This is a genomic window from Shewanella spartinae, assembly GCF_019457555.1.
Classification (GTDB): domain Bacteria; phylum Pseudomonadota; class Gammaproteobacteria; order Enterobacterales; family Shewanellaceae; genus Shewanella; species Shewanella loihica.
In genome coordinates this window covers 1,403,943-1,427,400 of sequence record NZ_CP080418.1, presented here as the reverse complement: position 1 = coordinate 1,427,400, position 23,458 = coordinate 1,403,943, and the positions used below count along the sequence as shown (strand labels likewise).

18 protein-coding genes and 6 tRNA genes are annotated in these 23,458 nt (G+C 54.3%); 3 read left to right on the top strand and 21 right to left on the bottom strand.

Annotation, left to right across the window (positions count from 1 at the left end; translation table 11 throughout):
* Window positions 1–244 precede the first annotated feature (244 nt).
* Window positions 245–3,559, bottom strand: coding sequence for a S41 family peptidase (locus K0I31_RS06275; RefSeq protein ID WP_220080261.1), 3,315 nt, complete (start codon window positions 3,557–3,559; stop codon window positions 245–247).
* Window positions 3,560–3,706: 147 nt separating this feature from the next.
* Here K0I31_RS06275 and K0I31_RS06270 point away from each other — a divergent pair, with 147 nt between their 5' ends.
* A complete protein-coding gene (locus K0I31_RS06270; protein WP_258406583.1) occupies window positions 3,707–4,150 on the top strand; it encodes a hypothetical protein in 444 nt (147 codons plus the stop codon).
* Between the two features lie 50 nt (window positions 4,151–4,200).
* Here the strand turns inward: K0I31_RS06270 and K0I31_RS06265 are convergent, their stop codons facing one another.
* The 8 genes from K0I31_RS06265 to K0I31_RS06230 form a co-directional block, all read right to left on the bottom strand.
* Window positions 4,201–5,013 carry a hypothetical protein gene (locus K0I31_RS06265; protein ID WP_220080259.1) on the bottom strand — a complete coding sequence of 271 codons (813 nt, stop codon included), beginning with the start codon at window positions 5,011–5,013 and terminating at the stop codon, window positions 4,201–4,203.
* Complete coding sequence (locus K0I31_RS06260) at window positions 5,013–5,561, bottom strand: sigma-70 family RNA polymerase sigma factor (protein WP_220080785.1); 549 nt, start codon at window positions 5,559–5,561, stop codon at window positions 5,013–5,015. Before K0I31_RS06260 ends, K0I31_RS06265 begins: the two co-directional genes overlap by 1 nt.
* 447 nt (window positions 5,562–6,008) lie before the next feature.
* Window positions 6,009–6,518, bottom strand: a complete 510-nt coding sequence (gene purE, locus K0I31_RS06255) for a 5-(carboxyamino)imidazole ribonucleotide mutase (RefSeq protein WP_041510500.1) — start codon at window positions 6,516–6,518, stop codon at window positions 6,009–6,011.
* Between the two features lie 320 nt (window positions 6,519–6,838).
* Window positions 6,839–7,456, bottom strand: a complete 618-nt coding sequence (locus K0I31_RS06250) for a transglycosylase SLT domain-containing protein (protein ID WP_220080258.1) — start codon at window positions 7,454–7,456, stop codon at window positions 6,839–6,841.
* Between the two features lie 98 nt (window positions 7,457–7,554).
* Complete coding sequence (locus K0I31_RS06245) at window positions 7,555–7,995, bottom strand: hypothetical protein (RefSeq protein ID WP_011865030.1); 441 nt, start codon at window positions 7,993–7,995, stop codon at window positions 7,555–7,557.
* Between the two features lie 2 nt (window positions 7,996–7,997).
* Complete coding sequence (gshA, locus tag K0I31_RS06240; RefSeq protein ID WP_258406581.1) at window positions 7,998–9,587, bottom strand: glutamate--cysteine ligase; 1,590 nt, start codon at window positions 9,585–9,587, stop codon at window positions 7,998–8,000.
* A 180-nt stretch (window positions 9,588–9,767) separates the two neighbouring features.
* Window positions 9,768–12,602 (bottom strand): M16 family metallopeptidase, encoded by a 2,835-nt coding sequence (locus tag K0I31_RS06235; RefSeq protein WP_220080257.1) that lies wholly within the window; start codon window positions 12,600–12,602, stop codon window positions 9,768–9,770.
* A gap of 85 nt (window positions 12,603–12,687) precedes the next feature.
* On the bottom strand, window positions 12,688–13,110 hold the full coding sequence (locus K0I31_RS06230) for a YqaA family protein (RefSeq protein ID WP_220080256.1): 423 nt from the start codon (window positions 13,108–13,110) through the stop codon (window positions 12,688–12,690).
* Window positions 13,111–13,387: 277 nt separating this feature from the next.
* Between K0I31_RS06230 and K0I31_RS06225 the strand changes: the two genes are divergently transcribed.
* Together K0I31_RS06225 and K0I31_RS06220 are read left to right on the top strand one after the other, a co-directional pair.
* Window positions 13,388–14,638, top strand: coding sequence for a dicarboxylate/amino acid:cation symporter (locus tag K0I31_RS06225; protein WP_220080255.1), 1,251 nt, complete (start codon window positions 13,388–13,390; stop codon window positions 14,636–14,638).
* 131 nt (window positions 14,639–14,769) lie between these two features.
* A complete protein-coding gene (locus K0I31_RS06220; RefSeq protein ID WP_011865025.1) occupies window positions 14,770–14,955 on the top strand; it encodes a hypothetical protein in 186 nt (61 codons plus the stop codon).
* Between the two features lie 29 nt (window positions 14,956–14,984).
* Here the strand turns inward: K0I31_RS06220 and K0I31_RS06215 are convergent, their stop codons facing one another.
* The 12 genes from K0I31_RS06215 to alaS all read right to left on the bottom strand — a co-directional run bounded on the left by K0I31_RS06215 (window position 14,985) and on the right by alaS (window position 23,263).
* Window positions 14,985–15,170, bottom strand: coding sequence for a hypothetical protein (locus K0I31_RS06215; protein ID WP_011865024.1), 186 nt, complete (start codon window positions 15,168–15,170; stop codon window positions 14,985–14,987).
* 362 nt (window positions 15,171–15,532) lie between these two features.
* Window positions 15,533–16,666 (bottom strand): sodium ion-translocating decarboxylase subunit beta, encoded by a 1,134-nt coding sequence (locus tag K0I31_RS06210; protein WP_220044658.1) that lies wholly within the window; start codon window positions 16,664–16,666, stop codon window positions 15,533–15,535.
* Window positions 16,667–16,674: 8 nt separating this feature from the next.
* Window positions 16,675–18,480: a sodium-extruding oxaloacetate decarboxylase subunit alpha gene (gene oadA / locus K0I31_RS06205; protein WP_220080254.1), complete on the bottom strand. Its 1,806-nt coding sequence runs from the start codon at window positions 18,478–18,480 to the stop codon at window positions 16,675–16,677.
* A 19-nt stretch (window positions 18,481–18,499) separates the two neighbouring features.
* Complete coding sequence (locus K0I31_RS06200; RefSeq protein WP_258406185.1) at window positions 18,500–18,739, bottom strand: OadG family protein; 240 nt, start codon at window positions 18,737–18,739, stop codon at window positions 18,500–18,502.
* Between the two features lie 545 nt (window positions 18,740–19,284).
* Window positions 19,285–19,376: transfer RNA gene (locus K0I31_RS06195), tRNA-Ser, on the bottom strand.
* Between the two features lie 8 nt (window positions 19,377–19,384).
* Window positions 19,385–19,461: transfer RNA gene (locus K0I31_RS06190), tRNA-Arg, on the bottom strand.
* A gap of 54 nt (window positions 19,462–19,515) precedes the next feature.
* Window positions 19,516–19,592 (bottom strand) — tRNA-Arg (locus K0I31_RS06185).
* A 25-nt stretch (window positions 19,593–19,617) separates the two neighbouring features.
* A tRNA-Arg gene (locus K0I31_RS06180) sits at window positions 19,618–19,694 on the bottom strand.
* Window positions 19,695–19,731: 37 nt separating this feature from the next.
* Window positions 19,732–19,808 (bottom strand) — tRNA-Arg (locus tag K0I31_RS06175).
* 21 nt (window positions 19,809–19,829) lie between these two features.
* Window positions 19,830–19,921 (bottom strand) — tRNA-Ser (locus tag K0I31_RS06170).
* 213 nt (window positions 19,922–20,134) lie between these two features.
* Window positions 20,135–20,332, bottom strand: coding sequence for a carbon storage regulator CsrA (csrA, locus tag K0I31_RS06165; RefSeq protein WP_011865020.1), 198 nt, complete (start codon window positions 20,330–20,332; stop codon window positions 20,135–20,137).
* 306 nt (window positions 20,333–20,638) lie between these two features.
* A complete protein-coding gene (gene alaS / locus K0I31_RS06160) occupies window positions 20,639–23,263 on the bottom strand; it encodes an alanine--tRNA ligase (protein ID WP_220080253.1) in 2,625 nt (874 codons plus the stop codon).
* Window positions 23,264–23,458 lie beyond the last annotated feature (195 nt).

The following is a 23,458-nucleotide window of genomic DNA, read 5'->3' as shown; positions in this document are numbered from 1 at the left end:
TAACTGTGTGACCTTTGCTAACTCCATAAGTGGTTTTCATGTTCACCTTCCTAATATTCGACCTAGCAACCTAAACTATGACTGCGACATACCTATAAGCTAATACAAATTTTGCAGTTTGTATCTGATACAGCAGAAAAAAACAGCAACAGCCGCCCATAAAAATGGAGGTTACCGACCTGGGAACTGCTTGGTCGGTAACCCCCTAAAATGGTTTGAGTTAACTTAAGGGCAAATCAAAGTGTTATTTGACGTCTTGGGCCATCCCGCTGCTTGGCATAGGCTGCGCCTTAATGGGTAGCACAGGTTCTAACTCCAGCTTCTGCTTAAGGTAATTCAGCGCCTTATTCAGCTGGGCATCCTCGCCCTTAAAGGTGGCATGTGGCAGGTTGTCGACCTCGATATCTGGGCTGATACCGCGGCCTTCCACTATCCAGCGTCCGTCCATGGCGTACTGAGGATACTCGGCAACCCGCGCCATCCCTTTATCGGTCAGCGAGTTACGACCCGATAGCCAGACACCGGCCCCGGCGGTCTGCTTACCGATGAGCGGTGCCAGGCCTAGAGCCTTAATACCGGCAGAGAAAGTCTCGCCATCTGAATAGGTTAGCTGATCGGTCAACACCACCAGATGACCACGGAAGGTCTGCTGCATATTGGTGTTCGGTGTGCCCTGGGTTGGCTGCCAGAACATCCAGGCGCGGCGTAGCAGTTTCTCTATGATCCAGCTGTCGATGTTGCCGCCACGGTTGCGGCGCACATCTATGATCAGGCCCTTCTTCTCTATGTTGGCGTAGAACTCGCGGGCAAAGTTGGCGATATCGCCCGAGCCCATGGCATAGAGGTGTAGGTAACCTATGTCACCGCCTGCCGCCTTAGTCACCTTCTGGTTATTGTTGTTGACCCAGTCCAGGTATCTAAGTTTGGCATCGATACGGTTTGCGACCGGCAGCACGATTGTCTTGAAGCTGTTGCGATCGCGCTTGAGGGTCAGCAGTACCTGCTTATCCGCCTGGTTGCGCAGATGGCGGGCCACATCGGCAACGTTTGCAACCGGCTTGCCGTTGATAGCCAAGATGATGTCGCCCACCTTGGCATCAACATCGACTCTAGCCAGCGGCGAAGCCTGCTGCGGCAACTCGGCATCGTTTTGATAGATATGGGCTATCTCGACCCCTTGCTTGGTCTGTAACAGGCGGGCACCTAAGTTAGCGCCCTGGGGCTGATTAGGATCTAGCGGCAGATCGCCGCCGCGCACCTGAGAGTGCAAGGCATCGAGCTCACCCATCATCTGCATGAAAATATCGTTCAGTTCGTGACGGTCGGTCAGTCTGGCTAGCAGCGGCTGGTACTTGGCCTTGGTCGCCTGCCAGTCGAGGCCACGCATCTTCTTGTCGAAGAAGGAATCTCTGTGCATCAGCCAGGCATCTTCAAACATCTGCTGCCACTCGAGCTGCGGCGAGATCGCCAGTTGCCACTGCTCTGTCTGTACCTTGGCATGGGCAAGATCTTTGGGCAGGGATTCGCCCGCATCGACGATCAGCATATCCATGCCGCCTTTGCTGTGGCGGCGCAGGAAGAGCTTGCTGTCATCACCAGAGAGCGCATAACTGGCCACATCTTCGCTGAAGGTTTCCACCTTAGGGCCGAGGGGGTCGAACTTGACCCACATCAGATTGGGAGCCTGGGCGCCATCGACAGAATTTGCCAGCATGTAGAGCCCCTTCTCGGTGACCTGTAACTGGCTGTAATTACCAGAGGCGACCGGCACCTGCCACAGGCGCTTGCTGAGCCCCTGCCACTGAACCTGTGTCTTGGCTGGCTTTTTAGCCGCTTCTTCCTCTTTGGCCGCCGGCTGATTTAACTCGTTAGGCTTGCTGAAGGGGAATACCGCTTTAGGCGTCAGCGCCAGGGCGAAGATCTGCCCGCGCTTGTCAAAAACCGGTCCCATGTTGCGATCGCCCCAAGGCGAGGTTGGGGTGGCATTAAACTCACGGTTAGAGATGAAATAGAGCCACTGACCATCATCGCTAAAGGCAGGCGAGAAAGATTCATACTTGTCGCTGGTCAGCGCCTCGGCTCTCTCCTCTTCCAGAGAATAGAGCACTATCTGTGGTCTTAGCTGACCTCGTTCATCCTTAGTGACGGCAATGAAACGGCTATCGTTCGACCAGACCACATCACCATAGGGCCCGAGTCCCTGACCATTGGTCAATATCTTGCTGTTACGCCCCTTCTTGAGATCCAAGAGCCAGAGGTCGCCGTTGTAATCATCGTGGGCAATGTAACGTCCATCGGGTGAGAGGCTCAGCGCCATACGCAGGGCCTTGCCATCTTGGGTGAGCTGTTTAGCCTCATCGCTGCCATCTGCGCTAAAGCGCCAGATCTCCTGCTCGCCCGAGGCATCGCTGATCCCATAGACCCACTTGCCATCAGGGCTCATCACTGCGCCGCGAACCCGGTAGTCTCCAGGCAGGGCCAGCTCAACCAGACGCGAGCCATCTGTGCCCGCCAGTGCCACATGGCTGCGGGCGGTGATCACCACCTTGTCGCCGCTGGGCGCCAGGCTGGTGGAGGTGGCATATTTCATCGGCTTGTTGACCCAGTGCTCACGGCGCTCAGGAAAATCTGAGGTCAGGTGAATATCCAGGGTCGACACCTGATTGCTGGCGATATCATAAAGCTTGATATCGGCGCCCTGCTGGAACATCACGCGTCCCTGCTCGAGACGAGCACCGCGTACCTGCCAGTCACTAAACTGAGTAAGCTGACGCAGGTCTTTGCCATCTAAGGCCATGGACCAGATATTATCGTTACCGCTGCTGTCGCTGACGAAATAGAGACGATCTTGCCACAACATGGGCTGGCGCACCGAGCCTTCATGCTCGGCGGTTAAGGGCTGAGCCTCCTGGTCACTGCCAAGCTTATAGCGCCACAGCTCTCCCTTGGCGCCGCCGCGATACACCTTGGCGTTATCGCCGGTGGCTTGCAGACCGAAGCGGGTAAAGTAGACATATTCACCGGCGTTATCCACCACGCCTTCGATGGCATCGGCCAGCGGCAGATCTTGAGTGGTCAAGCTCTTAGGGTCGACGCTGCGCAGCACCCAATAGTTGGCCGGGCCGAAGGCATTATCGGTGGCGTAGAGCACCTTGCCATCTGGCGTCCAGCCCTGCACCCGCACGCGGCTGTTTTCGAAACTGACTCGCTTGGCGACGCCGCCCTGTATGGGCATGACATAGACCTCGCTCGCCCCTTCATAGTTAGCGACAAAGGCAAGCTGCTTGCCATCGTTTGAGATAGCTGCCCCGAGCTCTTGCGCCGGCAGGCTGGTAAGCCTTCTCGCCTGAGCATCGCCTAATTGTTGAACCCAGAGATCCCCTTCTGCAGTAAACACCAAGGTATCGCCATGAATCGCAGGCGAGCGGTAGTAGCCGACGTTCTGCTCAGTAGCCTGGCTTTCTGCTTTTACATTTTCAGCTTGAGCGGCAAAAAGTGGTGCGGAAGAAGCGGTGCCCAATGCAATTGCGCAGCAGGCAAACAGGTGAGAGAGTTTCATAAAGCGCCCATAATTAAGTCGGATTTATTCTTATGGGGCAACAAGGTAGCAAACTTTCCTTAAATCTACAGTAATTTGTGGCTAAAGAAGTATTAGCAAATGTGTACAACTATACTTAGGCCAAAATTCCTTCTATCTCGGGTGGCTATGGGACAGGATATCGACACTAAGGTAACAAAAAAGGCGCCAGCCTCTAGCGAACAGAGTCAGCGCATCGCCCAGTTTCTGGCGAGCCAACCCAAGGCGCTGGCGGCAAGCTATAGTCAGGCACAGCTCGAGGCGATAGATAACGCCTTGCAGGGACGCAGCTCGCAGCGACACGCCATAGACAGCCGAGGCACCTTTTCCATCCCCTTTATCCCCTGGCGTTTCTACTATGTGATGCTGCTGGGGCGCAACCGCCGGGCATTCACCCGGCGCGAGAAACGTCTCTCCAGCCTGGCGCTGTTTGGCGTCGTCATCGCCCTTATCCTGATCAGCTTGAGCCTGGGGTTACTCCTCCTCTATCTGCTGAAATCCGCGTTGGGGATAGATCTGCTCGAGGGGCACTCGCTGGGAATTTGGGATGCGGTAAAATCTTGGTTTGAATAACAAAACGGGGCACTAAGGCCCCGTTTTCAATGCTATTGTTTCAGTTACTGTCACTCTTTACTCTGCGAGTGAGCCTTAATCTGCTTCACTAACGCTTGCCACTGCGCATGCTGGGGATGGCTGTTATCTTCCAGCCTTGGACGCTCCTTGAGCAGTCTCTGGTACAGGGTATCGGCATCACTCCACAGCTTGCTATCGACCAGCTGCTGCAGATGGTTCACCGCCTGAATATCCGATATCACCGCCTTGGCCTGAGTCGTTGCTTTTGCATCTGTTGTAGTATCCAGAGCAGCAGCACCGACTTGCTGCGCCGTTAACGATTCGAGCTCACCCTGGCCATCGCTCTGGCTCTCAGTTTTCAGATCAACAGGCGCTTTACGCGCCATCATAGGCAAGCCCTGAGGGCTTGCCAGCTCGGCATCTGCTGCATCAGCCTGGGCACTCGGGCCCTGCTGCACTTTCGCCTCTTGCTGAACGATCGGCTCTTGCTGCACTTTCGGCTCTTGCTTCTCGGACGGCGCAGCCATGCGCATCGCCTGAGGCTCACTGGCAAGCATGGGCCGGACTTGATCGTTTATGGGCGTGGGCCCATTGAGATTTAGCAGTAACAGGCTGGATAACAGCAGCACTGAGGCGGCCGATGACAGCGGCCAGCGATAACGGCGCCAAAAGCTTACCTGAATAACATTGGCTGACCCGCTCTGCCCGCTCTGCCCGCTCTCGCCAGCATGTTCACTTAAGCGTTGCTGGGCCATCGCCAGGATACGGGCATCCAGCTCAGTTGATGGCTGCTCTGTGGCCTTAGCCAGATAGAGCGCCTTTAGCTCGGCATCCGAGAGCATTTTATCGTTTTCATCTGACATTAGACTGCTCCTGCCATTTTCTGTTGCACACAGGCCTTGAGCGCCTGATTAGCATAACGAATTCGACTCTTAGTGGCCTCCATGCCAACCCCGGCGATCTCACCTATCGCCGCCGCGGTAAATCCCATCTCCACATTCAGCAGAAAGGCTTCTTTCTGCACATGGGGCAGTAGGCTGATGCAGTGCTTTAAGATCAAGGCCTTCTGCTCATTCTCGAGCCGACCGTCCGGGCCGCTGTCATCGCTGGGGATGACAGCCTCCAAGGACTGCTCCTCACCTGCCGGGTCGCTTAGGCTGTCCACAGGTTTCAGCGCCCTGACATGATCGATCAGCAAGTTATGGGCGATGCGATAGAGCCAGGTGGTAAACTTGGCGCGCTGCTCATAGCCTGCGGCGGCCTTTATCACCCGGCTCCAGGTCTCTTGATAGAGATCTTCGGCCAGGGCACTGTCGCCTAGTTGACGCTTGAAATAGCGATACAGGCCGCCCTTGTGTTTATGATAAAGCTGCTCAAAGGCGCCTTGATCTCCCTGGGCGTATTGCGCCATCAGGATTTGATCACTATCTGCGGTTACTTCAGATACCTGTTCCACGCTGGGACTCCCTCATACCGACTCCTCGAGCGGCGTTAAACTCATGCAATAGCTGAGTCTGCATCCCTCGACAGGGTTTGTCCATGCTTTGGCAACAAGTTGCTTCGCTTTTCAGCAATTTACGGGTATCTATCCGGGCGAATCGAGTGCCTAGGACTAAATCTATCCCACGCCACTGTCATCCTAGTAGCCTTTCATCCAAGCTATTCATCCTAGCCATTAGGTAAAAGCGCCCTTCACAGCTATAGACGTAGGGGAAATGAAAAAGGGTTAAGCGTCAGTTAAAAAAGTGACGAGAAAATTCAATCAGAGATGAGATAAAAAAACGCCACCCGAATAGGTGGCGTCTCTGGCTGATGAAGTCGCCTTTATAACAGGCATCAAACAGCCATTAGGCAGGCATTAAGCGTTAGCCAGCTTCTCTTGTAGCTTGGCATCTTTTGCCTGTACGGCTTCAGCCGACTTGGCGCGCTCTTCTTTTACGGCAAGAGCAAGGGCGTCATCGCCAACAGCCAGCATCTGCGCCGCTAGGTAACCGGCGTTCTTCGCACCCGCGCTGCCGATAGCAACCGTAGCCACAGGCACGCCGCCAGGCATCATCACTGTCGATAGCAGAGCGTCGTGGCCCTGTAGTGGACCGCAATCTACTGGCACACCGATAACCGGACGTGTGGTGATACCGGCTACGGCACCTGCCAGGTGAGCCGCCAGACCCGCCGCGCAGATAAAGACCTTACAACCACGCTCTTCAGCATCGTGAACGTAAGCGTGGGTCGCTGCAGGCGTACGGTGCGCCGAGGTCACCTTGGCTTCGTATTGAATACCGAAAGTTTTAAGTACATCTAAGGTGGCTTGCATTGTTGGGAGATCAGAATCCGATCCCATGAGTACGGCAACAAATGGCTTAGTCATCTTTTATCCTTTTTGTAGGGTAAGGCTATTGTTTTGCGCGCATTATAGTCATTTTTAAATGCAGATAACAGTGATCGCCTGGATTAACCCAAGTAGCGCAAAAAGACTTAAGCAGCATTGACTTAGCCTCAAAATAACCGCCAGTTATTGTACGCTGATAAAAACAGTGAGTTTTTGAGTTTAAGATAGGCAGTATTTCGAGGAACAAAGAGGGAATAACGCCCCGAGGAGGCACATGGAGGAGGCACATTAACGACGCGGCATGTACCTTTTTTGGGCTTCGCCTAAAGTTTAAAAACTGACGAAGCCCACACCAAAGGTTAACCGAAGAAGAGGCGCCACAACCAGGAGGAGTCTAGGTCTTCCTGACAGCTGCGGTACTGGGCGGCATAACGCTTAGAGCGCTTGTCGACCTTATCGGCCACCTTGATCAGCCAAGGCTTCTGCCTGTAGGTACCACGCTTATAACCGCCCCACCCCTCGTGATAATTGAGATATTGATTGCGGGCATCCCACTTGGAAACCCCATTGATCTTGTGGGTCTTGTAGATAAACCAGCCCATGAAATCCATGGCATCGTCGAAGTTGCTGCGGCTCGACCAGGAGTTGCCCGTCTCGCGCACATAGTCATCCCAGGTTAGCGTCTTAGCTTGGGCGTAACCATAGGCGTCGCTGGCACGGCCGATGGGGATAAAGCCCAAGAAGTACTCCATCGGCGGCGCCGCGTTGTGTTTAAATGAACTCTCCTGATACATCATTGCCAGGGGCACATGTACCGGCACGCCCCACTTCTCGCGGGTATCGACCGCGGCCTCATACCAGTCTCGATTCTCTTGATAGATGGCGCAGAGGTTTTCAGGATCCTCTGGCGGTGAGGTGGCACACCCCCCCAATGACAGGAGGCTAACGGCAAGTAAGGCTAAGGAAATCTTTCTCATCAACAGACCGAAAACATTAAACACATTGGGCTAGTTTCACATCCTTGCTGTAGAGAAGCAATCGCCAGACGGCAAATTTACCCCATGCTATCAATCCATTAGTTTGATTCGTTGAGGAACTCACACTCATGAGACTCCTGGGCCCACACCACGGGTTGCCAATAGTCGGTATCCAGGCCGCGATAGATCTTGTCCTGATTAAACTGAGCCGCCAGATGATAGCGCTGATTCGCCTCGAGATGCAGCGTCAGCGTCTTGGTCTGGCGCGCCGCAAGCTTCACCTTGAGTCGCGGCGAGTCGATGAGTTCGGCCAGGGTGAATTGATACTCCCCCGGCGCGAGACGATAGTTGGGCCTTGAGATCACAGGCTTACCATTAAGATGGGTCACCACGGCGCGGTACAAGCCCTGAGACTCATCCGGCATCTGATAGCCAGACACGGTCGCGCACAGCGATTCATTGTCGGGGCCGGAGGCGCAGCCCGACAGCATAGACAGTGTCAGCAGACCAATACCTGCACCAATAGCGCGAGCCTTCATGCTTATACCACTTGGTCTATCGGCGCGGGCGCCTCGGCAAAATAGTCGGCAAGATACTGCTCGAAATCCTGCACTGATTCCGCCTCGAGCTTGGCCTGGGCCGCCAAGGATTGCTCGGCCGCCGCCTCATAGGCCGCCTCAACCTCAGGCGTCAGCGGATACTCGCGCAGGGCATGGTAATAGTCTTTCGCCAGGGATTTCACCCACTGGCTATGATCTATCCCCTCGGCCAATAGTGCCGACATCACGCGACCAGATAGCGTCTCGGCTGGGTCGCGCACCGCCTCGAGCCAATGGGCTAGGCTGTCTTGATAAGCCTGTTCCTCACCATCGAGCAGCTTAGCCAAGGTGCTTAACTCACCAAACAGAGACTCGAGCCAGGCCTGTAGCGTGACTTGCTCGCCCCCACGATTAAGGGTCAATCCAGGCTCACGGCCACGGGTGATCACCTTACTTAGGTTAGCGCCGATGGCGGCCTCATCTGTCGCATCGCTCTTTGGCGATGGCGTCAACAGGCAGTGCAGCAGGAAGAGGTCCAGGAAACGCACCTGATCGGCATCTATCCCCACAGGGCTGAAGGGGTTGACGTCCAGTGCACGCACCTCGATATATTCGACCCCGGCGCGGGCCAAGGCCTGAGAAGGCTTTTCGCCGGCGAGGGTGACCCGCTTCGCGCGGATGGGCGAGTAGAATTCGTTTTCGATCTGCAGCACGTTGGCATTTAGCTGACGGAACTCGCCGTCGACCTTGACGCCAATCGCCTCGAAATGAGCCGATGGCATCTTGATCGCCGCGTTGATCCCCTCGAGGTACTCAGCCAGAGAGTTGTAGCTGATGTTGAGTCGCTCCTGCTCCTTGTTGGTGTAACCCAGATCGCTCATGCGCAATGAGGTGGCATAGGGCAGATAGAGGGTGCCTTTGCCTAATTTCTCGAAGGCGAGATCTGTCTGTTGATCTTTGATGAAGGAGCCACACAGCGCCGGTGAGGCGCCAAACAGATATGGCAATACCCATACCAGACGGCGGTAGTTACGGATCAATCCAAAATAGGATTCAGAGATGAAATCGCCTTTGCTCAGGCGTTTATCCGAAGCTTGGTAGAGCAGCTCCCACAGGGCGTCGGATACGGAAAAATTAAAGTGCACGCCAGAGATGATCTGCATCTGGGCGCCATAGCGATAGGTGAGGCCTTTGCGGTACAAACGCTTTAGCTTCCCGGTATTAGAACTGCCATAATCGGCGATAGGGATATCGGCCACATCGCCGACATAACAGGGCATACTCACCGGCCAGAGTTGCTGCTGGCCCAGGTGCCTTACCGAAAAGGCGTGGGTCTGGGTGAGATCCGTCAGCAAGGCTGAGATATCTTGATAGACAGGGGTGATAAACTCTAACAGGGACTCGCTGTAGTCTGTGGTGATCCGCGAATGGGTCAGTGCCGAGCCGAGCGCCTTAGGATGTTTATCCATGGCCAGATGACCATTTGGCTCAATACGCAATGCTTCGCGCTCGATACCTCGTTGCATACCTGCCAGTGCGGCGCTTCCCTGCTCGTTGTCGAGTAGGCCTATCACTTCATCGAAAGAGTTCAAATTCTTCGTCTCTCATTGCTTCAACCGTTTGCCTTGCAAGTCAGACCTGCAAAAAGCGCGTTTGCTTTCGCCATCACCACAAAATAGCCGCTGTGCTAGATCCTTGGCAAGGGAAAAAATAAAGCGGTGAGCAGAGTAAATGCTCACCGCTAGGGCCTATATTGGGGCGCAAGCTACAGATTACAACTGCAAATTTTTCACCTGGTAGCCCAGAGCTTTAATCTCCTGTTCGATCTTCGCCCTATCACCGACAATCAGCACTATCATCTTGTCCAGGCTCAGCTTCTCCTTGGCCAACTGGTTCAGCTCATCCTTGCCAACGGCCTTGATGATATCGGCCTGCTGCTGGGTGTAATCGGCGGCAAGCTTGTAGCGCTGGATCTTACGCATGAAGCCCGCCTTTTGATATGGCGTCTCATAATCCAGTGCCTGGCCCTGAGAGATAGAGCTGCGCAGGAAGGCCAGTTCCGTGTCTGTCATCCCTTCAGCCTGATAAGCGTTGATCTCCTTGGCAAACTCAGTGAGCGCCTTGGCGGTGACATCGCTGCGCACGCTGGCCGAAGCCTCGAACAAACCAAGCTCGCTGCCCCCGCTGAAGTAGCTGCGGGCACCATAGGTGTAGCCCTTGTCTTCACGCAGGTTGAGGTTGATGCGGCTGTTAAAGGCGCCGCCCAGTGGATAGTTCATCAAATATGACTTGAAGAACTCACCGGTGGCGTCATAGGGCATAGCGCGCTTACCTATCTTGATCACCGACTGGGCCGCGCCCGGCTTGTCCAGGATATAGACGGTGCCGGCATCGAGGGCTGGCATGGCGGCAAGACTCGGCAATGGCGTCGCCTCCCCTTGCCACTGAGCCAGCCCCTTCAGCTTAGGCATCAGCTGGGCCTTGGACAGGTTAGTCACGGCCACTATCTGGGCGTTACCGGCGCGGAACTGCTTGTTGTAGAAGGCTTTGACATCATCCAGGGTCAACTGAGACACACTAGCGGGCGTGCCCATCTCACTCACCCCAAGGGCGGTGTATTTGCCGTAGAGCAAGGCATCGAACTGACTGTCGGCGACATAGTTAGGGTCCGACTGCATGTGTTGCAGGCTCTGCAGATGTTGTTGCTGCACCCGGGCAAAATCGCTCTCTTTAAAGCCAGGATGGAACAGTTTCTCCTCGACGATCGCCAGGGTCTCATCCAGATGCGAGGTCAGGGCCGAGACCTTAATATAGCTCTGATAGATGCTGCTGCCGAAGCTGACGCTGCTGCCGAGCATCTCCAGCGCCTGGGCCAGCTCTTCTGTGCTGCGCTTGTCGCTGGATTCATTGAGCATGGCCGCGGTCAGACCGGCTAAACCCGCCTGTTTCACGTCGGCCAGGCGATGGCCACCGTTGAGGTAGATAAGCAGCTCGACGGTTGGGGTCTCATCGCTCTCAGTACCCATGACCTCTATGCCGTTGCTCAGCTTATCTTTCCACAGGCTTGGCGCCGTGATAACGGGTGCCTGCTGGGCGCTCGGCATGACGCTGCGATCGAAGCTGCTTCCAGCCTTTGGCACATCAACCATGCCGCTCACGGCCTCGGCAGCCACACGCGGCGCAGGTGCGACAAAGTTATCTTTATGAGCGATCAGCTGCTGTTGCCCCTGAGGCACCACACTCATCACAACAGACGGCTTGCCCTTGATGTAGGTGTTAAACACCCGCATCACATCTTCCTTGGTGACGTTGGCGTAGCGCTTGAGATCGTGGGCTATCATATCGGGATTACCGAAGAAGGTCTGATTCAGGGCCAGGGTCGATACCTTGCCCTTGACGCTCTGCAGACCGAAGATGGTGTTTGCCTCAAACTGCACCTTCACCTTCTGTAGGTCGTCATCTGTCACGCCGCGCTGTTCAAACTCGGCGATAGACTCGCGAATACGACGCTCGACATCCGCCAGCTGACCACCTCTGGCAGGGTTTGCCAGGGCATAGATAGAGAACTGACAGGCCAGCTCCTGACAGGGGTGGCTCACGCCGGCCTGCACAGCATAGCCATCCTTCACCAGGTTCTTGTACACCAGCGAGGTAGGTCCGCCGCCGATGATGTTGGCCAGCAGATCCAGCGCCGCTTCATCTTCATGGCTGGCATACACAGTTGGAAATGCCATGCGCAGCAGCGGTAGGTGCACCCTGTCTTCCATGGAGATGTAGCGGGTCTTGTCTAGAGTGACCAGCGTCTTGGCCTCAGGCTTCACCTCTGGGCCTCTTGGAATCTCACCAAAATATTTGTTCACCCAGGCCAGGGTCTGCATCTCGTCGAAATCGCCGCCTATGGTGAGTGTGGCGTTGTTCGGGCCGTACCAGCGCTGGAAGAAGTGCTTAACATCATCGAGCTGGGCGCGATTGAGATCGTCTGGCCAGCCGATGACGGGCCAGGAATACTGATGTCCGCTGGGGTAGAAGGCCTGATTGAAGCGCTCGTTCATGCGACCATAGGGCTGATTGTCGATACGCTGAGCGCGCTCGTTCTTCACCGTCTCGCGCTGCACCTCAAACTTGTTGTCGGTCAGCGCGGGCAAGAAGTACCCCATGCGATCCGACTCCAGCCAGAGCATCTTCTCTAGCTGATTGCTGGGCACAGTCTCGAAATAGTTGGTGCGGTCTGTGTTGGTGGTGCCGTTAAGTGTGCCACCGGCTTCGGTTACCGTCTTGAAGTGCTGCTCGTCACCCACATGCTCTGAGCCCTGGAACATCATGTGTTCAAACAGGTGCGCAAATCCAGAGCGTCCTGGTAGCTCTCTTGCCGAACCCACATGATAGGTGACATCCACATGCACCAGAGGATCGGAATGATCTTGGTGCAGGATCACCGTCAGGCCGTTGGCCAGTTGATATTTCTTGTAGGGAATGCCGACGCCCGACTCGGCCAGGGCCACATTTTCAATCAGCGAAACGCCCTGAGGCAGCGCCACGTTTGCCGGTGCGTTGGCACAGGCGCTTAGCGCGGCCGAGATCGCCGCAGCCAATATCCATTTTTTCATTCTTTACTCCTATTTGAAACAGTGAGGCCAGCCTTTATCGAGACAGCTTTTGCCAAAATAAGTTCGTCCCAAAAGACCACACCGCTTACAACCAATGTAACGCCAACGCCGCAACCAGCAGATAGCGCACTCCTTTCCCTATAAAAATCATTATGCTGGACTTGACCAGTGGCATCCTGAGCCAGCCTGCCAGCAGGCATAAGATATCGCCGATGAGGGGCGTCCAGGCAAGCAGCAGGCTCCAGTAGCCGTAGCGCTCGATGAGCTGCAGCCCATGACGATAACGGCCGCTGGCCATCTCCTCGGGCGTCTTGGCGAAACGCCCCAGGGCGCCAAGATAGTAACTGGTTAGAGACCCTAAGGTATTGCCCAGGGTCGCCATGACCACTAGGGAGACCCAGGTCTCGGGCGCCTGATTGATCAGCGCCGCCAGTAGTACCTCAGATCCACCCGGTAACAAGGTGGCGGCTAAAAAGGCGCCGCTAAAGATCAACCATAACGCCGTCATGATCCCTTACCTAATGAAAAAAAGTAAATTTTTATGTGTGCTGTTTTCAAGGTGATCATGTTACCTAAAAGTAAAAATTTAATCTTATTAAAACAAACTCTTATATCACAATAAGTTATAACAAAATCGCTTTGGTAAGCAAGGCATCAGCCAGATACAATATCTGGCTCACTCGCTAAGGTTGAAATACCTGGATGGCTCATGCTAGAACAAGCAATTCATTTTTGATTCGAAACGCCATCCACAATAACGACTTAATAAATTTGGAATAGATCCCATGTGGCAAACAATTAAACAGATCCCCTTTTGGCAGAAAGTTCTCGCCGGTTTCATCTTAGGGGTTGGCCTGGGCGTTGTCCTGGGCGAGCAGGCAACCCAACTCAAGCCGCTGGGCGACCTCTTTATCGCGGCAATCAAGATGTTGGTTGCGCCGCTGATATTCTGCGCCATCGTCGTCAGCATCACCTCTCTGGGTAATGATGTTAGCCTCAAGCGCCTGAGTATCAAGACCCTGGCCATGTTCATGCTGACCGGCACCATAGCCTCACTTATCGGCTTGGCGGTTGGGTCGCTGATCGACATGGGTGGCTCGCTGGAGCTGGCCACCACAGAGGTGCGCGAACGTAACGTGCCAGGCTTTGCCCAGGTACTGCTGGACATGATCCCGGTCAATCCTTTTGCCTCCCTGGCCGAAGGCAAGGTGCTGCAGATCATCGTCTTCGCCGCCTTAGTCGGTATCGCCATCAACAAGATTGGCGAGAAGGCCGAGCCGCTCAAACGCACCATAGAAGCGGGCGCCGAGGTGATGTTCCAACTGACCCGCATGGTACTGCAACTGACCCCTATCGGCGTATTCGGCCTGATGGCCTGGGTAGTAGGTGAATATGGCCTTTCTACCCTATTGCCGCTGGGCAAGTTTATCGGCGCCATCTATATCGCCGCGCTGATCCACATGATCTTCGTCTATGGTGGCCTGGTCAGATTTGGCGCCGGCCTGAGCGCGGTGCAGTTCTTCAGAAAGGCGATGCCAGCCCAGCTGGTTGCCTTCACCACGGCGTCTAGCTTCGGCACCCTGCCCGCCAGCACCCGTGCCACTGAGACCATGGGCGTATCGAAGAAATATGGCGCCTTCGTGCTGCCGCTAGGTGCCACCATGAACATGGACGGCTGTGGCGGTATCTATCCGGCCATCGCGGCCATCTTCATCGCGCAGATCTATGGCATCCCGCTGGAGATGACCGACTATATGCTGATCGCCGTTACCGCCACCGTGGCCTCTGTGGGTACGGCAGGCGTACCCGGTAGCGCCATGGTGATGCTCTCTGTCACCCTGGGCGTGGTAGGTTTGCCCCTCGAAGGCATCGCCTTTATCGCCTCAATCGACAGGGTGATCGACATGATACGTACCGCAACTAACGTGACCGGGGACATGATGACGGCCGTGGTGGTGGGCAAGTCTGAGGGTCAGCTCGACCAGGAGCAGTTCTATCGCAATGAAGAGAGCGACGCTCCTGAGGTTGCCAGCTAGTCTCAGTTCCGCTCGATAAAAAAGAAGCCGCTTAATGCGGCTTTTTTATTGCTAATTGCTTGTTAAATTTGAAATAGTAAGTTTAAATCATATATTAACTGCACCCAGCAATAAGGTATCAATTAACCGCCATGGCTCGCCTGTTTTTACTGCCAATCATCTTAAGTTTGTTCTGGGCGCTGTTTCTCTATCTCAACGGCGTGCCACTGAAACAAGGCAAGAAGGGCTTTATCTATATCATAGCGATCAGCGCTACTCTAATGCTCTCACTCGGCTTTCTGCTCTGGCTCACCGCAGGGCAAAACCTGCGCGGTTAACACAATATCAGTCGCCCTGCGGGGGGAAATTACCCCTGCTGGGTGAAGGTCGCCAGATGCGCCTCGAGCTCGGCTTCGGTAGTCGGCAGCTCGCTCAACTCGAAGGTCAATGGATCGCCGCCGTTTAACATAAACACCGAATGATCGCCGTGGTCATAGTGAAACCATTTACCGTTCACACAGATATCGGTATAGCAATTGGGTCGTAATTCCATCGTCTACTCCTCACTAATTGGGTCATGGCTCACCAAAACTGACGTATTGAGAGCTGCATCACACTATAAGACACTAATTCGGTAAGTTAGGCGTTGATCTGCATCAAGCGCTTTAGCATTAGCTTGATTAAGGGAAGCCGAATGGATAGTTGTCTTTGAGAAAGCTGTCTTGCAGAAGAGTTCTGTTTGATCTTATTAAAAGCGGACTTTACAGCAGGAGTTAACGACAGAGCTCAGCAACTGAACCTAAAAACGGCACTTAAATACCGCCCTAAAATACCCAGCCAAATACTTAGTCAAAAAAACGGCCGACACAGGTGTCGACCGCTTCATCAGCTTAACGTGTATGTAATCAGCTTTAACTAGCCACCCAGTACCGCCAGCAAGACACCGGCGGCGACCGCAGAGCCCAGCACACCGGCCACGTTCGGCCCCATGGCGTGCATCAAGAGGAAGTTTTGCTGGTTGGCCTGCAGACCCACCTTGTTGACCACACGGGCGGCCATAGGCACGGCCGAGACCCCGGCGGCGCCGATCAGCGGATTGATCTTACCGCCAGACAACTTGCTCATCAGCTTCGCCATCAGCACACCGGCCGCTGTGCCGATACCGAAAGCCACGGCCCCCAGCACCAGGATGCCCAAAGTTTCCAGCTGCAGGAACTTATCAGCCGAGAGCTTAGAGCCCACCGCCAGGCCTAAGAAGATGGTCACTATGTTGATCAGCTCATTTTGCGCCGTGTTGGAGAGTCTATCGACCACGCCAGATTCACGCATCAGGTTGCCCAGGCAGAACATGCCCACCAGAGGCGTCGCCGCCGGCAGGAAGAGAATGGTCAGCCCCAGCACGGCCAGCGGGAAGATAATCTTCTCAAGCTTACTCACCTCACGCAGCTGCTCCATCTTGATCTGACGCTCGGCCTCAGTGGTCAGCAGCTTCATGATAGGCGGCTGAATGATGGGCACCAGCGCCATGTATGAGTAGGCCGCGACCGCGATGGCACCGAGCAGCTCAGGCGCCAGCTTGGAGGCGAGGAAGATGGCCGTCGGGCCATCGGCGCCGCCAATGATGGCGATGGCCGCCGCATCCTTCATGGTGAACTCGAAGCCCGGCACGGCGTTAAGGGCGATGGCACCGATTAGGGTGGCGAAGATCCCAAACTGCGCCGCCGCCCCCAGCAACAACATCTTAGGGTTGGCAATAAGGGCCCCAAAATCGGTCAGGGCCCCGACCCCCATGAAGATCAGCAAGGGGAAGACCCCGGTTTCGATCCCCACATGGTAGGCGTAATAGAGCATGCCGCCCTCTTCGGTGAAGCCGCCGTTGGGAATGTTGGCCAGTATGGCGCCAAACCCGATAGGCAAGAGCAGCAGGGGCTCGAAACCTCTGGCGATGGCGAGATAGAGCAAGAGTGCCCCCACTGCCATCATCAACAATTGGCCGCCGGTAAAGTTAGCAATACCCGACTCGGCCCAAAAGGCGATTAATCCGTCCATCTTAGCTCCTATGCAATGGCAAGCAATTGATTGCCAACGGCAACAGAGTCGCCTTCTTTAACCCACACCTTGGCGACTACGCCATCGGATTCGGCGCGGATCTCTGTCTCCATCTTCATTGCCTCGAGGATGATCACCACATCTCCCGCCTTAACGGCATCCCCTGGCTGCACATTCACCTTGAAGATGTTGCCAGACAAGGGGGCGTTCATGGGAGAGCCTTCGCCGACCACGGGTGCGGCAGGCTCTGGCGCGGCAAAAGGCACCACATTCTCGCTCGGCACTATCTGACTGATATCGCCACCTGGTGAAACCTCGACCACGAAACTCTGGCCCTGAACATTGACCGTATAGGTCTCCTTGCCCTGTGGCTGACGCGCGCTAGCAGGCTCGCTTGCAGTCGCAGCTTGAGTTGTGGCTTGAGGTGCCTCTGGCTTAGGCTCGAACGCATCCGGATTATCACGGTTCTTGAGGAACTTAAGGCCGATCTGCGGAAAGAGCGCGTAGGTCAAGACATCATCGTCCAGCTCAGATGCCAGGCTTATCTGCTCGCTGGCGGCCTTCTCGCTCAGCTCGGCTCTCAGGCTATCCAGCTCGGCGGGCAGCAGGTCTGCGGGGCGACAGCAGATCGCCTCAGCGCCAGCCAGCACGCGAGCCTGTAGCTCACTGTTTACCGGCGCAGGCGTGGCACCATACTCACCCTTGAGCACACCTTCGGTTTCCTTGGTGAGCGACTTGTAACGCTCACCTGTGAGCACGTTGATCACCGCCTGGGTACCTACGATCTGTGAGGTCGGGGTAACCAGCGGAATAAAGCCAAGATCTTCACGCACCTTAGGGATCTCTTCGAGCACAAGATCCAGCTTGTCGGCGGCGCCCTGCTCTCTCAACTGGTTCTCCATGTTGGTGAGCATGCCACCTGGCACCTGGGCGCGCAGAATACGCGAGTCTATCCCCTTGAGCTCCCCTTCGAAGGCGACATATTTCTTACGCACCTCTCTGAAGTAGGCGGCGATCTGCTCGAGCAGCGCCATGTCGTAACCCGTGGCTCTGTCGGTATCTTCCACCATGGCCACCAGGGTCTCGGTAGCACTATGACCATAGGTTTGGCTCATCGAAGAGATGGCGGTATCGAGCACGTCGATGCCAGCCTCAATCGCCTTTTGATAGGTCGCCGTGCTCAGGCCCGTGGTGGCGTGGCACTGCATAGAAATGATCAGGTTGGTCTGCGCCTTGAGCTGGCTGATGAGATCGAAGGCATCGAAAGGCTTGAGCAGGCCGGCCATATCCTTGATACAGAGCGAGTGACAGCCCATATCTTCCAGACGCTTAGCCATGTCCACCCAAGTCTCTAGGGTGTGTACCGGACTTGTGGTGTAGGAGATGGTGCCCTGGGCGTGACCGCCCACCTCGACCACAGACTTAACCGCCGTCTCCAGGTTACGCACGTCATTCATGGCATCGAAGATACGGAACACATCCACACCATTTTGATGCGCGCGCTCGACAAACCTGTGCACCAGGTCGTCACCATAGTGGCGATAGCCCAGCAGGTTCTGCCCCCTAAGTAACATCTGCTGCGGCGTATTGGGCATGGCCTTCTTAAGCTCGCGAATGCGCTCCCAGGGATCCTCCCCCAGATAACGAATACAGGCGTCAAAAGTAGCACCGCCCCAGGATTCCAGCGACCAGAAGCCCACCTTGTCGAGTAAGGGGGCGATAGGAAGCATGTCGTCGATACGAAGACGCGTGGCAAGAATCGATTGATGCGCGTCGCGCAGGACGACGTCGGTTAATGCAAGTGGCTTGCTCATAAAAACTCCCTACTTCTATTTATGCTTTGGCGCGATATTGATGGACGGCGGCGGTGATCACGGCGACCATCTTAGGGTCGACGCCTGGAAAGCGTGAAACTTGCGCTTCGCTCGCTTCGGCTAGTGGTGCAAGATTAGGTTTAGGCGCACATTTCCAGGCCACCAGATTAACGACCCCAATGAGTATAGTTAGGAAGATAAACACCAACCCCATACCCAGCACCATGATCATCAGTGCTTCCATTATCTGTTGAGCCATTGAATCCATACTATCCTCTCAGGTTAATCGAGCACATCAGACTTACGGCCTAGCCGCAGGACATGCTATTTATTCAGGTAATACGCATTAAAATCGACAGGTGACATGACAGGTGTCGTCGATTGAGGCGCAAAAAGATCGCCTTTAGCCAGGAAACCTTAACCAATCTATAACAAAAAGGCGAGCGCCTTGTAAATTGGTCTTACCAAATTACGACTAATTGATAAGGGGCTTTCGGTTATTTCACAATAAATGGCGACTATTTTTGACGATCACATAAAAAATTAGCCATCAAATCTAGGATTAGATTAAAAAGCCCTAACCTGCTTGAAAATTGAATTCACGAAAACGAACGAGATCGAGAGTGAGATGCAAGATTATGCAATCTGCCTCGGCTATAAGTGCGGCGATATTGAGAGATGAGCGGGATTGGCTTAGATATGAGCCAGATGACGATAGACTTTGAGTTTTTGAGCGTTGAACTTCAAACGACATGGGGAAACAGGCATAAAAAAACCCGCAACCTAAGTTGCGGGTTTTAATAATGGCGGAGAAGGAGGGATTCGAACCCTCGATGGGAGATAAAGCCCATACTCCCTTAGCAGGGGAGCGCCTTCGGCCACTCGGCCACCTCTCCGTCTAAAATGGTACGCGTGAGAGGATTCGAACCTCTGACCGCCTGGTTCGTAGCCAGGTACTCTATCCAGCTGAGCTACACGCGCAAAATTCTAGGCTTTCAAACAAAACGACGGCCAAAAACCGTCGATTTATAAATGTGGTACGCGTGAGAGGATTCGAACCTCTGACCGCCTGGTTCGTAGCCAGGTACTCTATCCAGCTGAGCTACACGCGCACAGAAATTTTGGTAAGTTAGGAGATGGTACGCGTGAGAGGATTCGAACCTCTGACCGCCTGGTTCGTAGCCAGGTACTCTATCCAGCTGAGCTACACGCGCATCTTATATCTATAACCTACTTTTACTGAAAAACAAATGGTACGCGTGAGAGGATTCGAACCTCTGACCGCCTGGTTCGTAGCCAGGTACTCTATCCAGCTGAGCTACACGCGCCCTGTTTTGTCAGTTAAGAAATGGCGGAGAAGGAGGGATTCGAACCCTCGATGGGAGATAAAGCCCATACTCCCTTAGCAGGGGAGCGCCTTCGGCCACTCGGCCACCTCTCCGTTTTCTTGGCGCACATATTACTGTTTGAAGAAAATAAGTCAAACCATTTCTCCTAAACAAATTCTGTTTGAGCTGTTTTTAAGCAGTTATCCCTATTTCCCCTAAGCGCCTGTATGCTATGTCGCCGTTATGGTTAAAAAGCTGTCAGCCAAAAACAAAAAAGCCAGCAAACTCGCTGACTCTTATAGTGTAACGCCGGTTAAATCTATCGCTTAAAAATTGCCGCCTTCAGAAGAGCTACCTGACTTTTCAGACTGAATACGCTGATAAATCTCTTCACGATGAACTGAAACTTCTTTTGGTGCATTAACACCAATACGAACTTGATTACCCTTTACGCCTAAAACGGTGACAGTAACTTCATCACCAATCATCAGTGTTTCACCAACACGACGAGTCAATATCAGCATTTTTTGCTCCTTTAGTTCCTAATTCTGCTTATACGGCATTATTCCGTTATGACCTTATTATACGGTCAGCTTAGTACAAATTAATAGTGTTCTGATAAAAAACACCCTTTTATTGCATGTTAATTCGTTTAAATGTGCCGCACATCGCTGATTTATCGGGATCAGGCATGACAGATAACCAAGATAGTAATGGCAGTCAGTTAAACCAGCATTAAATTTAACACTTTAAACTGTACCTCAGCTTAAGCTTCAATCAATATGGCACAAAAAAAGCGCTCATGGAGCGCTTTTTTCTATTGAGGCAACTTAGGCCAAACGTTCTGACAACCAAGGGATAACAGAATCCAGGGCGCCCGCTAACTTCTCGGGCTCGCTGCCACCGGCCTGGGCCATGTCTGGGCGTCCACCGCCCTTACCGCCCACCTGAGCGGCCACCATAGCCACCAGCTCACCGGCCTTGACCTTACCAGTCAAGTCTTTGGTGACGCCGGCAATCAGGTTCACTTTAGCGTCGCCAGCGATGCCAAGCACAACTATGCCAGATTGCAGCTTCTGCTTAAGCTCATCCTGCAGGCCACGCAGTGCACCTGCTTCGACGCCTTCGAGCAACTTAACCAGTACCTTAACCCCGGCAAGCTCCTGAGCCTCCCCGGCAAGATCGGCGCTGGTCGCGGCCGCGAGCTTGTCTTTAAGCTGAGACAGCTCTTTCTCAAGCTGCTTAGTCTTATCCAGCTGAGCCTTAAGCTTAGCCACTACCGAGGCGCTGTCGCCCTTAAGTAGCACGGCGGCTTGTTCAAGCTGCGCCTGCTGCTCACCCACATAGGCGATTGCTGCCGCCCCTGTAACCGCCTCTATACGACGGATACCGGCTGCGATACCACCTTCTGAGGTGATCTTAAACAGACCAATATCGCCAGTGCGGCCCACGTGAGTACCACCACACAATTCGATAGAGAAATCACCCATGGTCACCACGCGAACCTGTGAGTCATATTTCTCACCAAACAAGGCCATGGCGCCTTTCTCTTTCGCTTGGTCGATATCCATCACCTCGGCCTTCAGCTCGTGGTTGCGACGGATCTGAGTGTTAACCAGATTTTCGACCTGCTTAAGCTCTTCACGCTTAACCGCTTCGAAGTGAGAGAAGTCGAAACGCAGACGCTCAGGCTCAACCAGAGAGCCCTTCTGGCTCACGTGAGTACCCAGCACCTGACGCAGTGCGGCGTGCAGCAAGTGAGTCACAGAGTGGTTCAGCTCGGTGCGATGTCTGAGCTTCTTGTCCACTGCCGCGTTAAGGGTTTGACCCATAGCGATACTGCCGGCCTTAACCAGACCGATATGGCCCATTGCCTGACCATATTTTTGCGTGTCCTTCACCTCGAACTCGACACCTTCTGCGCTCAGCTGGCCCTTGTCACCACACTGGCCACCAGATTCGCCATAGAATGGCGTGCTATCGAGCACCACCACACCTTGGTCGCCTTCGGCTAGCGCGTCGACCGCCTGACCATCGACATAGAGGCCGATGACCTTGGCTTCGCCATTAAGGTCGCTATAACCGCAAAACTCGGTTTCAGCATCGATCTTCAGGCTGTCGTTGTAATCGGTATCGAACTGACCCGCCGCCTGGGCGCGACTACGCTGCTCGGCCATGGCCGCTTCGAAGCCGGCTTCATCGACCGTGATATCGCGCTCGCGGCACACGTCTGCGGTGAGATCCACTGGGAAACCATAGGTGTCATACAGCTTAAAGGCGGTCTCACCGTCAAGCTCCTTACCCGCTAGCTGGCTCAGGGCATTATCGAGAATACCAAGACCACGTTCGAGCGTACGGGCAAACTGCTCCTCTTCCGCCTTAAGCGCCTTTTCGACGATCGCCTGGGTCGCCACCAGCTCTTTAGCGGCATCGCCCATCACTTCGATCAGTGTAGGGACCAGCTTGTAGAAAAAGGCCTCGGTAGCACCTAGCTTGTTACCATGACGCACGGCGCGGCGGATAATGCGGCGCAATACGTAACCACGGCCCTCGTTTGATGGCATCACGCCATCGGCCACCAAGAAGGCGCAAGAACGGATATGGTCGGCGACTACGCGCAGCGACTTGTTCTCCAGATCGGTCACGCCCAAGATCTCGGCGGTCTTCTTGATCAATGACTGGAAGATATCGATCTCATAGTTTGAATGCACGCCCTGCATGATGGCGGCGATACGCTCGATGCCCATGCCGGTATCGACAGAAGGCTTAGGCAGCGGATCCATGGTGCCGTCGGCCTGACGGTTGTACTGCATGAATACTATGTTCCAGATCTCGATAAAACGGTCACCATCTTCTTCCGGTGTGCCGGGACGGCCGCCCCAGATGTGCTCGCCGTGATCGTAGAAGATCTCGGTACAAGGACCGCAAGGACCTGTATCGCCCATCTGCCAGAAGTTATCAGAGGCGTATGCTGCGCCCTTATTATCGCCGATGCGGATGATGTTCTCGGCCGCGACGCCAATCTCTTTGTTCCAGATCTCGAAGGCTTCATCGTCTGTCTCATAGACGGTGACACACAGGCGCTCTTTTGGCAGCTTGAGTTCTTCGGTCAGGAAGGTCCAGGCGAAGCGAATCGCATCTTGCTTGAAATAATCACCGAAGCTGAAGTTACCCAGCATTTCGAAGAAGGTGTGATGACGTGCGGTGTAACCGACATTATCCAGGTCGTTGTGCTTACCACCGGCGCGCACGCAGCGTTGTGCCGTAGTGGCGCGGCTGTAGTCGCGCTTGTCTTCCCCAAGGAAAACATCTTTAAATTGGTTCATCCCTGCGTTGGTAAATAGCAAGGTGGGATCATTGCCAGGTACCAGTGAACTGCTGTCCACAACCTGGTGACCGTTTCTGCGGAAAAACTCCAAGAAAGCACTTCTCAGCGCTGCAGTGGTTTGATACATGAAATCATCCTGAATTTGATTATTTTAGCGATGAAAGCAAAAGGCTCACCGACGATGCTCAGTTAGCCCAGCATTATAAGCAGTCTATAGATGAACAACCAGAGGTTTAGCCGAGGATCCCCAAAGAAAGCGTAAAAAGGCTAAGTTTCCATTGGGTCTTTTAGCGGTAGCGCGCGAAAGGAGATAAAGGGAAAT

Excerpts from the sequence above, each read along its gene's own strand:
- K0I31_RS06275 (WP_220080261.1), bottom strand. The coding sequence starts at position 3,559 with ATGAAACTCTCTCACCTGTTTGCCTGCTGCGCAATTGCATTGGGCACC.
- K0I31_RS06270 (WP_258406583.1), top strand. The coding sequence starts at position 3,707 with ATGGGACAGGATATCGACACTAAGGTAACAAAAAAGGCGCCAGCCTCT.
- K0I31_RS06265 (WP_220080259.1), bottom strand. The coding sequence starts at position 5,013 with ATGTCAGATGAAAACGATAAAATGCTCTCGGATGCCGAGCTAAAGGCG.
- K0I31_RS06260 (WP_220080785.1), bottom strand. The coding sequence starts at position 5,561 with ATGGCGCAATACGCCCAGGGAGATCAAGGCGCCTTTGAGCAGCTTTAT.
- purE (WP_041510500.1), bottom strand. The coding sequence starts at position 6,518 with ATGACTAAGCCATTTGTTGCCGTACTCATGGGATCGGATTCTGATCTC.
- K0I31_RS06250 (WP_220080258.1), bottom strand. The coding sequence starts at position 7,456 with ATGAGAAAGATTTCCTTAGCCTTACTTGCCGTTAGCCTCCTGTCATTG.
- K0I31_RS06245 (WP_011865030.1), bottom strand. The coding sequence starts at position 7,995 with ATGAAGGCTCGCGCTATTGGTGCAGGTATTGGTCTGCTGACACTGTCT.
- K0I31_RS06235 (WP_220080257.1), bottom strand. The coding sequence starts at position 12,602 with ATGAAAAAATGGATATTGGCTGCGGCGATCTCGGCCGCGCTAAGCGCC.
- K0I31_RS06230 (WP_220080256.1), bottom strand. The coding sequence starts at position 13,110 with ATGACGGCGTTATGGTTGATCTTTAGCGGCGCCTTTTTAGCCGCCACC.
- K0I31_RS06225 (WP_220080255.1), top strand. The coding sequence starts at position 13,388 with ATGTGGCAAACAATTAAACAGATCCCCTTTTGGCAGAAAGTTCTCGCC.
- K0I31_RS06220 (WP_011865025.1), top strand. The coding sequence starts at position 14,770 with ATGGCTCGCCTGTTTTTACTGCCAATCATCTTAAGTTTGTTCTGGGCG.
- K0I31_RS06215 (WP_011865024.1), bottom strand. The coding sequence starts at position 15,170 with ATGGAATTACGACCCAATTGCTATACCGATATCTGTGTGAACGGTAAA.
- K0I31_RS06210 (WP_220044658.1), bottom strand. The coding sequence starts at position 16,666 with ATGGACGGATTAATCGCCTTTTGGGCCGAGTCGGGTATTGCTAACTTT.
- oadA (WP_220080254.1), bottom strand. The coding sequence starts at position 18,480 with ATGAGCAAGCCACTTGCATTAACCGACGTCGTCCTGCGCGACGCGCAT.
- K0I31_RS06200 (WP_258406185.1), bottom strand. The coding sequence starts at position 18,739 with ATGGCTCAACAGATAATGGAAGCACTGATGATCATGGTGCTGGGTATG.
- csrA (WP_011865020.1), bottom strand. The coding sequence starts at position 20,332 with ATGCTGATATTGACTCGTCGTGTTGGTGAAACACTGATGATTGGTGAT.
- alaS (WP_220080253.1), bottom strand. The coding sequence starts at position 23,263 with ATGTATCAAACCACTGCAGCGCTGAGAAGTGCTTTCTTGGAGTTTTTC.